Source organism: Planktothrix mougeotii LEGE 06226 (assembly GCF_015207485.1).
Classification (GTDB): Bacteria; Cyanobacteriota; Cyanobacteriia; order Cyanobacteriales; family Microcoleaceae; genus Planktothrix.
In genome coordinates this window covers 46799-56976 of sequence record NZ_JADEWU010000031.1, presented here as the reverse complement: position 1 = coordinate 56976, position 10178 = coordinate 46799, and the positions used below count along the sequence as shown (strand labels likewise).

Here is a 10178-nt window from a genome sequence, read left to right as displayed (position 1 = left end):
TCCCCCATCCCCCATCCCTGACTTGAATTCTAAGCTGGATAAATTCGCAAACGACGGTTGGGTTCTTCTCCAAAACTATTAGATTTCAAGCGATAATGTTCTACCAATTCATGCTGCATTTTCCTCACTTGTGGAGACCGAGGTAGTAATTCCACAGGTTGTCCCTTCGGAATCACAATTTGTTCCACGGCTAAACGTGCTTCTTCTAACGCTTCAATTTCATCCGAAGAACCACTCTTCGTAAACAAACTCAAATCCGCAATTTCCGGGGTACTGGGATCTTCCATATTCAATAAACGGCGCAACGCTCGTGCAATTTGAGGGGGTGTTCCTGATTTAATCGTATGAATTGGAACTTGACGGGTTTTTGCCATGTGGCGCAGTTTAGATTGATTCCGAATATGCGATCGCAGTGCTAACACCACATCTGCACTATCAATATCCTTGGTCAAAATCACAGGTAAAGATAAAGTTTGGATCACCTGTTCAATTTGATGACGAGGAACCCCATAGGGATAAATATTTAAGGATGAACCTTCCCCGATAGTCTTGATAAAAGGGAATTCTTCATCAGTATGCAGAGATGTGACTCCAGAAAACGATTGTTCTAGGAGTTCTTCAAAATATTGAGACTCCGATACTGCATCTTCCCTGGCTTTTCCTAGGGGAGTTGGGGGAACAGCCATCATTTTCCCTGAACCTCGTAACCCTCGCAGACCCGGTATTGCAGCCACAGGCTCACGGGGTTTGAGGGCCGAGCGTCCTTCCATGGAAACTGGAGTCGTGGGGGTATATCGTTCTTCAAAAATATTAACTTCACCCTCATCGTTAAGAGTCCGAACTTGTAACGTCGGTTGCAGTCCCCGTAACAGATGATCAATGGTGGTTGAAACGGATTCATGGACGACCCACCGTTGTTGCTCTAACATTTCAATAGCAATATCAAAGGTGGGGGGTGCTTTCCGTTCTAATACGGTTTTTTGCGAACCCCGACGCCGAGCTTCCTCATCCCCTAAGGTTACCGCTTGAATTCCCCCAATTAAGTCTGCTAAAGTAGGGTTCTTCATTAAGTTCTCAATGCGGTTGCCGTGGGCGGTACCAATTAACTGTACCCCCCGTTCCGCGATGGTGCGAGCCGCCAACGCTTCCAGTTCTGTACCAATCTCGTCAATCACAATCACTTCCGGCATATGGTTTTCGACTGCTTCGATCATGACTTGATGTTGCAGTTCAGGACGTGCGACTTGCATCCGTCGGGCTCTGCCAATGGCAGGATGAGGAATATCACCATCTCCAGCAATTTCATTGGAGGTATCAATAATCACCACCCGTTTTTCTAACTCATCCGCCAATACACGAGTAATTTCTCGCAATGCCGTTGTTTTTCCAACTCCAGGACGACCTAGCATCAGGATAGATTGACCCGTTTCTACTAAATCCCGGATCATGCCAATTTTGCCAAAGACCGCTCTACCAACCCGACAGGTTAAACCAATGATTTTTCCGGTACGGTTGCGAATAGCACTAATTCGATGTAGGGTTTCTGATAGTCCCGCTCTGTTATCACCGCTAAACTCTCCAATTTGTGATATACAATGCTCCAGATCTTCTAAGGAGACGGGAATAGTTGAGAGATATTCGGCTTTAGACGGAAAACGGGCTTCTGGAAGACGGCCTAAATCCATCACAATCTCAATCAAACTGTCTCGTTGTGGATGCTGCTGCAAATTCTGCCGAATTTCATCGGGAACAACTTCGAGTAATCTATTCAGGTCGTCTGTAATTTGCATACTCAAAACAGTGATCAGTTATCAGTTATCAGTTATCAGTTATCAGTTATGATTTGAGTTGGGAAACAAGGGTGGAAGCTTTACCTACCGCTTGCCACAGCAGGTCAGGGTTGGCTTCAAGCCCATGGGTGTGAAAGCTTGTCTCTGTTTGTTGAAAAGTCTTGTCCTGCCTCAAAGATTTATAGGTTTGGGTGATTTGTTCTTCCCCAGAAACAGATTCAGCTTTGAGTTTTAGGGTAGACCGGGATTCTAATTGTTCTAAAATGGGTGATAACAGGACACGGGCATAGCTGCCATAGGCGACACCCGCTACCCGATGTTGGTCGGGGGGGTAGGCAGATAAGCGGTATGATTGTAAAAGCCCAAGGGATTTGAGCTTGGCTACAGTATAATCGTTTGTGCCACCCGCAAGCTGTACATATCCCGGTAAATTCACAGCTAAAATTTTTTGAGCCAACTTGACACTAGCGATAGTTGTACCCGCACCAATATCTCCACTCATTGGACGCCCATCGGTTTGCCAAATTAAGGGGCAGGAAAGGGGGCTGATTAGGTGATATAAGGTTTGGAGATATTCAACTACACCCTCCCCGTCAGGGCAGCTAATGGCAACCAGTCTGAGTTGGGCTAGATGGGGTTGAATACTACTCCACAACCGTTTAAAGTCTTTGTCTCGTCCAATTTGGGTATGAATTTCTACAGCATCTACTCCAGTTTGTAAGACTAATGGTGCAATTACATCGGGGCGGAAGACGTAAGACCGGGCATAAATTAAATCACTGGGACAAATCGGAATACAACGTCCACAGCCGTAACAGAGTTGATCGATGACGCCGGATTTTACGTCGGAAAAGGTAATTGCCCCGGTCGGACAAACAGTTTCACACGGTCGCCTACAATTGGATGGGCAAGCGGTTGCTTCAAATTCTGCTTTGCGAAAATGGGGATCTTCACCATCATTAAGGCTAACCATTAACCAAGGACGATAGCGATAACTAAATCCTAAAGCTTGAGCTTGTTCGCCTAAAGCTTCAGCTTGTGTTAAAGCTTCCTGGGTTATGGCAATTACGGCTGGGTCAGCGGCTACATCAATACAGTCTGCACCCGCTAAGGTGTAAGCCAAGGTTAAACTTCTGACGGCAGGCAAGTGCTGATAACTCGCTCCGCAGATGAGTTTGAACCAGTTACCTTGTTGCAATGCTGTTAAAGGGGAATCATAAGTGTTCACTCTTTCTATCATAACGAAGCAAAAGGACTCCTGAAGCGGTTCTTCATCTAAATTTTTGAGGTAATCAAAAAAAATAAGTTGGGTCAACACCCAACTCATTCGGCTTCACATCAACCTCAAAAATAAGAACAGGGTTCAAGCGGCAACATTAACATCCTTAAGGGGTGTCCATTGCACGACTCGTGCTCCTCCCATCTCCACCACCAACTTGACACGGGGTTCTTGTTGGGGGAGTTGCGTCAAAAAGGCGACTTCTTGACTCGACAAAATATGACCTTCAATGATCCAAAGCACTAAACCTTTGGATTTAGGGGGAAGTTGATCTAACTGTGTATTTAATATGGGGGGGACATAATAAACATTACCCACTGCGGCTTCATTCCCACTGCTTTTTTTGCCTAAGTGGGGAGGACGAACCCCATGAACTCCTGTTAAATATGCAGCCAAGTCTCCGAGTCCCCGTGCAGACAGGTTATAGGTTGTATATCCATGGGCCCGTAACCGACGACGATACCGCCCCTCAAATCCCCCTTCTAGGGGAACATACAGTCCTAAAGCTCCGTATGTTTCTAAATCTCGAATTAGTTTGCTCCCGGTTGTAATCAGTGGCATAACTCGATAATGAACCTCTTTACTAAATCTTTGTTATCTTCGCTTGCAATATTTTGACTTGACACTCTCGGCGCGTAAACGTGCGGAGATTCTTAATTTAGCGACTGACCTTTAAGCGCCGTATCTCTTTCGAGCAATACTCAAACCTTTCAATCGTGAAAAGTCACCCATTGACGAGCCTGACTTACGGCAACCCTAGAGGGTCTATCTCCAAAAGCTTACTAGGATACGACCTAGAGTTCGGGTGTGCCTCACCCTACCTTAATTGATCAAACCCAATTATGGGTTTTCTGGTCTTGAGAATGGGTTGATTCTCTCGCTCGGTTTTACAAGGTTTTCGCTACCCTTGTTGTTACTCTCAAGGAGTTTTCAGGTTCGAGGGGGCCGACTCAAAGCCGCTTCACAACCGCCTACCTTGGGGATTTCAACCCTCTCTATCTTAATCCAAAGCCGATGCTCAAAGCACGGGGTTTTAGACCCAAATTCTCGATAATCTCTCGTCAACCTACGCGCTCATCAAGACTGCTCTTGCTTTTCCAATTTTCCCTAGTGGTGAAACAACCCTTAACCTTGCTCCCCTCAGTTCAATTAAAAATTTTATCAAAGTCGGGATTCGTTCTTGACAGTTGGTAAAAATTACCCTACAATCAAAAATTGTCGCTAATCGGGAAGATGCTGCTAACTTTCTAAAGACTGAACTTAATTCAGGGCGTTAACGTTGTTAGCTCCAATGAATCAGCGATTGGGCAAAAATAGTTAAGCAGTTAAGCCGAATCGGTCAGGAAACAGCAGCAAGGCTGACTTTAAACCCCAAACAAGCTTGGCGCAAGCCACTCATCTGCATGGGATTAAAGATCTGTAACCCACAGGATACTGAGTAGCTTGCTGCTCAAGTCCCAGCGACATACAGGCAGAATCGAGGGAAATCCTTGATCCGCAAACAGCTTAAAACTTGTTGATAGCCTGAAACTGTTCTAAACTCCCCAGGGTTTATCCTCCTTAAACGGTGGGAGACTATTTTGGTGTGTTTAAACATCCACAAGGCATTTTAAATCATGTCTTGTTCATTTCAGCAAGCGGATTCTTCCTCACGGTCGATCCGAACATTATTGTAATGCGTAGAAAAGAGAGGCTAGTTTAAGTGTCTGTAGGTATCCTCGGCACAAAAGTCGGCATGACCCAAGTGTTTGAAGCGGAAAGCGGGAAGGCTATTCCTGTTACCGTGATTCAAGCAGGGCCTTGCACTATTACCCAGATTAAAACCAAACAAACGGATGGTTACACCGCTATTCAACTAGGATACGGTGAAGTTCCTGATAAAAAACGCAAGCTTAATACAACTAAATCTCCCAACAAAGAGGTTAATAAGTATCTCAGTAATGCGGAACAGGGGCATTTAGCCAAATCTGGTGGAACAATGCTGCGCCACCTCAAAGAGTATCGCGTTAGCGATCCCGAAACCTTTGAATTAGGCCAACAACTGAAGGCGGATATTTTCACCCCCGGACAACTGGTGGATGTCAGTGGAACCAGCATGGGTCGTGGCTTCTCCGGTTATCAAAAACGCCATAACTTTAAACGGGGCCCTATGGCTCACGGTTCAAAAAACCATCGTCTTCCCGGTTCAATCGGCCCTGGAACCACCCCAGGACGGGTTTACCCCGGAAAACGCATGGCCGGACACTATGGAGCCAGCCAAGTCACCACTCGCAAATTAACCGTTGTGCGTGTTGATTCCGAACGTAACCTGCTGTTAGTGAAAGGGGCAGTTCCTGGCAAACCCGGTGGTTTGTTGAGTATCGCACCCGCTAACATAGTCGGTGGCAAGTAGAGGAGGAAACAACCATGGTTGATTGTGTAGTCCGAAATTGGCAGGGTGAAAGCGTGGGACAAGCCACCCTTGACCTAAAAGTCGCATCCGAAGAAAATGCCAGCCACGTTGTCCATAGAGCCTTAGTGCGCCAAATGGCGAATGCGCGTCAAGGTACAGCCAGCACTAAAACCCGTTCAGAAGTTCGGGGGGGTGGCCGTAAGCCTTGGCGACAAAAAGGAACCGGGCGCGCTAGGGCGGGTTCTATTCGCTCTCCCTTATGGCGAGGCGGTGGGGTAATTTTTGGGCCAAAACCCAGAGATTATTCTCAAAAAATGAACCGCAAAGAAAGACAGTTAGCATTGCGGACAGCATTTCAAAGTCGCGTCGAAGATCTGATTGTGGTTGAAGAATTCGCCGATCAGTTTGCTCGACCCAAAACCAAAGACTTAGTATCGGCGATGACCCGTTGGGGTGTTGAACCGGAAGCGAGAGTGCTGTTGGTGTTACCTGAGAAACAACCCAACGTTTATCTATCGGGTCGTAACATTCCCAAACTGAGAATGTGCTTGGCGGATAGCCTTAACGTTTATGATGTACTCGCAGCCGACAAAATCGTAACCACAGCTGCTGCCCTTGCCAAAATTCAGGAGGTTTACGGTGACTGAACATTATACCGGCGATCTGATTGATTTGGTCAAGCGCCCGATTGTGACCGAAAAAGCCACAAGGTTAATGGAACTGAATCAGTTCACTTTTGATGTTGATCGCAAGGCGACTAAGCCGATGATCAAACAAGCGATTGAACTGTTATTCCCCGTTAAAGTTAAGGCTGTTAATACCCATATTCCGCCTCGTAAACGTCGTCGGGTCGGTAAGTTTGTAGGGTACAAACCGGGCTACAAACGGGCAATTATTACTCTGGAGGATGGGGAACCTCTGCGGAAAGTCCTGTTCCCAGAGGTATAGAGTTGTCTGTTGTTTGTTGTCTGTCAACTGATAATGCGGATACTTGATAACTGATAACTGATTTAGAATCTAAGGATCAAATATGGGAATTCGTTCATACCGACCCTATACTCCCAGCACTCGCCAACATACCGTTTCCGATTTTGCAGAAATTACCCGTTCTGAACCTGAGCCTTCTTTAACGGTTTCCAAACACCGGGATAAAGGGCGGAATAACCGAGGGGTGATTACCTGTCGCCATCGGGGAGGCGGACATAAAAAACTGTATCGGATCGTTGATTTCCGCCGGGATAAACACAATATCCCTGCTAAAGTTGCTGAGATTGAATACGATCCCAACCGGAATGCTCGGATCGCTCTGGTGTATTACACCGATGGCGAAAAACGCTATATCCTGCATCCCCTTGGACTCAAAGTGGGAACCGTGATTATTTCTGGCCCCGAAGCTCCGATTGAAATTGGCAATGCCCTGCCTTTAGCTAAAATCCCGTTAGGGACAGAAGTGCATAACGTCGAGTTAGTTCCCGGTAAAGGGGGACAAATTGTTCGGGCTGCGGGTGCAACGGCTCAAGTTATGGCAAAAGAAGGGAGCTATGTCACCCTGAAACTGCCATCGGGGGAACAACGAAAAATTCCGGCGAAATGCTACGCCACTATCGGACAAGTGGGCAATATTGATGCTCGTAACATCAGCGTCGGGAAAGCAGGCCGTACCCGTTGGAAAGGCCGTCGTCCTGAAGTTCGCGGTAGCGTCATGAACCCGGTGGATCACCCTCATGGTGGTGGAGAAGGACGGGCACCGATTGGTCGTTCTGGCCCAGTTACGCCTTGGGGTAAACCCGCATTAGGGGCGAAGACTCGCAACAAGAAAAAACGCAGTACCGCTTTAATTGTTCGTCGTCGTCGGAAATCCTCGAAACGGGGTAAAGGTGGACGGCAAACTTAATCAGTAATCAGTAATCGACTGATAACTGATTACTGACAACTGATAACTGATAACTGATAACTGATTACTGTATGTCTCGTTCACTTAAAAAAGGCCCCTTTGTGGCGGATCATCTCCTGAGCAAAGTTGAAAAACTCAATGCCAAGGGAGAAAAACAAGTCATCAAAACTTGGTCAAGAGCATCCACAATTATTCCCCAGATGGTGGGTCATACGATCGCCGTCCATAACGGAAAACAACACGTTCCTGTGTTTGTTACGGATCAAATGGTGGGTCACAAATTAGGGGAATTTGCTCCAACTCGCACCTTTCGGGGTCACGCCAAAAGTGACAAAAAAGCCCGCCGTTAGAAGAGTTGCGATGCTGTCCATTGAATGCCGACTCGGAATTAACATGAACTATGGCTATAGATACTAGCACCGAAGTAAAAGCGATCGCTCGTTACATTCGGATGTCACCTTCCAAAGTAAGACGGGTTTTAGATCAGATTCGGGGACGATCCTATCGAGAAGCGTTGATCATCTTGGAATTCATGCCCTATCGCTCTTGTGAGCCGATTCTCAAGGTTTTGCGCTCGGCGGTCGCTAACGCAGAACACAACCAGGGATTAGATCCAGCGAACTTGGTGATTTCTCAGGCTTACGCCGATCAAGGCCCGACGATTAAACGGTTTAGACCCCGTGCTCAAGGCCGGGCTTACCAAATTCGCAAGCCGACTTGTCATATTGTTGTTGCTGTGGCTCCTCAAGCCGAAAGCTAAGGGCTCTGGTGGCCATGAAGGAATGGAAAAGCTCAAGCCTTTTCGATTCGAGAATTGAAACAAAAACTTCACCCTTAATCTGCTATGGGACAAAAAATTCATCCTGTTGGGTTTCGACTGGGAATTACCCAAGAGCATAGATCTCGTTGGTTTGCTGATTCCAAACAGTATCCTGAACTGTTACAAGAAGATCATACGATTCGGGAATTTGTGCGTAAGGAACTCAACAATGCCGGGATTTCTAAAGTCCGTATTGAACGCAAAGCCGATCAAATTGATTTAGAAGTCCAAACCGCTAGACCTGGTGTTGTAGTTGGTCGGGGGGGAACAGGGATTGAATCTCTGCGCCTGGGCCTTCAGAAAAAACTAGGGTCACATCGCCAAATTCGGATCAATGTCGTGGAGGTTGCCCGGGTTGATGCGGATGCTACTTTGATTGCTGAGTATATCGCTCAACAATTGGAAAAACGGGTGTCCTTCCGTCGAGTCGTGCGTCAGGCGATTACACGGGCACAAAAAGCCGGAATTGAAGGGATCAAAATTCAAGTCAGTGGTCGGTTAAATGGTGCAGAAATTGCCCGAACCGAATGGACTCGTGAAGGCAGGGTTCCTCTGCATACTTTGCGGGCTGATATTGACTACGCCTATTGTACGGCTTTGACTATCTACGGCATTCTGGGTGTTAAAGTTTGGGTCTTCAAGGGCGAAATTATTCCGGGACAAGAGGAAGTGGCTGCCTCAACGACGACTCAACCTCGTCGAAATCGGCAACCTCGTCGTCAGAAATATGACGACCGTTCTAACGAAGGATAAAGAGATTGTTGTTTGTTATCTATTTACTGATAACTGATAACAGACGCGCCATGGCGCGTCTCTACACTGATAACTGATAACTGATACGATCATGTTAAGTCCCAGAAGAACAAAATTCCGCAAACAACAGCGTGGCCGGATGAAAGGTCAAGCCACTCGCGGTAATGATCTAAACTTCGGTGATTTTGCACTGCAAGCCTTAGAACCCTGTTGGATTACCTCTCGTCAAATTGAAGCGGCTCGTCGAGCGATGACCCGTTATATTCGTCGGGGCGGCAAAATTTGGATTCGGATTTTCCCGGATAAACCTGTGACGATGCGGGCTGCTGAAACCCGGATGGGTTCGGGGAAAGGGGCTCCTGAATATTGGGTGGCTGTGGTGAAACCCGGTCGGGTGCTGTTTGAAATTGCAGGAGTTTCCGAAGAAATTGCACGGGAAGCGATGCGGTTAGCGGCGTTTAAATTGCCGATTAAAACCAAGTTTGTTGCTCGTTCCGTTGAGGAAGAAGCTCAGTAAATCTATTGTTAACAGTAGTCGATACTGTCAACCCTAAAGGATTCAGTTATGTCTTTTCCTAAAGTCGAAGAAGCAAGACAGTTGAATGATGAAGAACTGTCTCAGCAAATCTTAGAAGTCAAAAAACAATTGGCTAACCTGCGTTTACTTAAAGCGACAGGGCGTTTAGAAAAAACCCATGAATTTAAGCATATTCGCCATCGTTTAGCTCAATTGAAAACGGTGGAACGGGAACGCCAAATCAGTAATCAGTTATCAGTGATCAGTGATCAGTGATCAGACGTTTGGTGAAGGGTTAATTGTTGATGGCTGATTATTAGTCGTTGGTTTTTATCAACTCTTAACTGTTAACTAATAGCTGATAACTATTAACTGATAACTGATAACTGATAACTGATAACTGATTTTGGAGTACAGTAATGGCAGTAAAAGAACGAGTTGGCTTGGTCGTTAGTAACAAAATGGATAAAACGGTGGTTGTAGCGGTGGAAAACCGTTCTCCCCATCCTAAATACGGCAAAATTGTTGTTAAAACGAAACGATATAAAGCCCACGACGAAAATAACGATTGTCAAGAAGGTGATCGAGTTCGGATTTCTGAAACTCGTCCTTTAAGTAAAACCAAACGCTGGAATGTGGTCGAAATTCTCAGCGATAAAAGCAAAACTGATCTGTAGAGACTTGAGCTTTCAACTCTCTATAAGGAATCGTCATACCTGAGAGGGAAAAAATA

13 protein-coding genes are annotated in these 10178 nt (G+C 46.3%); 10 read left to right on the top strand and 3 right to left on the bottom strand.

The window, feature by feature from the left end:
- Positions 1-29 precede the first annotated feature (29 nt).
- The 3 genes from IQ236_RS14560 to ndhN form a co-directional block, all read right to left on the bottom strand.
- A complete protein-coding gene (locus IQ236_RS14560) occupies positions 30-1790 on the bottom strand; it encodes a R3H domain-containing nucleic acid-binding protein (RefSeq protein ID WP_193869904.1) in 1761 nt (586 codons plus the stop codon).
- Between the two features lie 46 nt (positions 1791-1836).
- Positions 1837-3030, bottom strand: coding sequence for a circadian clock protein LdpA (ldpA, locus tag IQ236_RS14555; RefSeq protein WP_193869903.1), 1194 nt, complete (start codon positions 3028-3030; stop codon positions 1837-1839).
- A 123-nt stretch (positions 3031-3153) separates the two neighbouring features.
- Positions 3154-3630 carry an NAD(P)H-quinone oxidoreductase subunit N gene (gene ndhN, locus IQ236_RS14550; RefSeq protein ID WP_193869902.1) on the bottom strand — a complete coding sequence of 159 codons (477 nt, stop codon included), beginning with the start codon at positions 3628-3630 and terminating at the stop codon, positions 3154-3156.
- A 1141-nt stretch (positions 3631-4771) separates the two neighbouring features.
- On the opposite strand from ndhN, the gene rplC reads away from it, so the two are divergent.
- The 10 genes from rplC (at position 4772) to rpsQ (ending at position 10122) form a co-directional block, all read left to right on the top strand.
- A complete protein-coding gene (rplC, locus tag IQ236_RS14545) occupies positions 4772-5461 on the top strand; it encodes a 50S ribosomal protein L3 (protein WP_190518672.1) in 690 nt (229 codons plus the stop codon).
- A gap of 14 nt (positions 5462-5475) precedes the next feature.
- Positions 5476-6108 (top strand): 50S ribosomal protein L4, encoded by a 633-nt coding sequence (gene rplD, locus IQ236_RS14540; RefSeq protein WP_190518674.1) that lies wholly within the window; start codon positions 5476-5478, stop codon positions 6106-6108.
- A complete protein-coding gene (locus IQ236_RS14535; protein WP_190518676.1) occupies positions 6101-6409 on the top strand; it encodes a 50S ribosomal protein L23 in 309 nt (102 codons plus the stop codon). Before rplD ends, IQ236_RS14535 begins: the two co-directional genes overlap by 8 nt.
- An 82-nt stretch (positions 6410-6491) precedes the next feature.
- Complete coding sequence (rplB, locus tag IQ236_RS14530) at positions 6492-7355, top strand: 50S ribosomal protein L2 (protein ID WP_072719713.1); 864 nt, start codon at positions 6492-6494, stop codon at positions 7353-7355.
- 71 nt (positions 7356-7426) lie between these two features.
- On the top strand, positions 7427-7705 hold the full coding sequence (gene rpsS / locus IQ236_RS14525) for a 30S ribosomal protein S19 (RefSeq protein ID WP_072719714.1): 279 nt from the start codon (positions 7427-7429) through the stop codon (positions 7703-7705).
- A 50-nt stretch (positions 7706-7755) separates the two neighbouring features.
- Positions 7756-8115, top strand: a complete 360-nt coding sequence (rplV, locus tag IQ236_RS14520; protein WP_190518678.1) for a 50S ribosomal protein L22 — start codon at positions 7756-7758, stop codon at positions 8113-8115.
- An 84-nt stretch (positions 8116-8199) separates the two neighbouring features.
- Positions 8200-8928 (top strand): 30S ribosomal protein S3, encoded by a 729-nt coding sequence (gene rpsC, locus IQ236_RS14515; RefSeq protein WP_072719716.1) that lies wholly within the window; start codon positions 8200-8202, stop codon positions 8926-8928.
- Between the two features lie 91 nt (positions 8929-9019).
- A complete protein-coding gene (rplP, locus tag IQ236_RS14510; protein WP_190518680.1) occupies positions 9020-9445 on the top strand; it encodes a 50S ribosomal protein L16 in 426 nt (141 codons plus the stop codon).
- 48 nt (positions 9446-9493) lie between these two features.
- The gene (gene rpmC / locus IQ236_RS14505; RefSeq protein WP_193869901.1) at positions 9494-9721 is read left to right on the top strand and encodes a 50S ribosomal protein L29; all 228 of its coding nucleotides are present in this window, start codon (positions 9494-9496) and stop codon (positions 9719-9721) included.
- Positions 9722-9864: 143 nt separating this feature from the next.
- A complete protein-coding gene (gene rpsQ, locus IQ236_RS14500; RefSeq protein WP_072719719.1) occupies positions 9865-10122 on the top strand; it encodes a 30S ribosomal protein S17 in 258 nt (85 codons plus the stop codon).
- Positions 10123-10178: the final 56 nt, after the last annotated feature.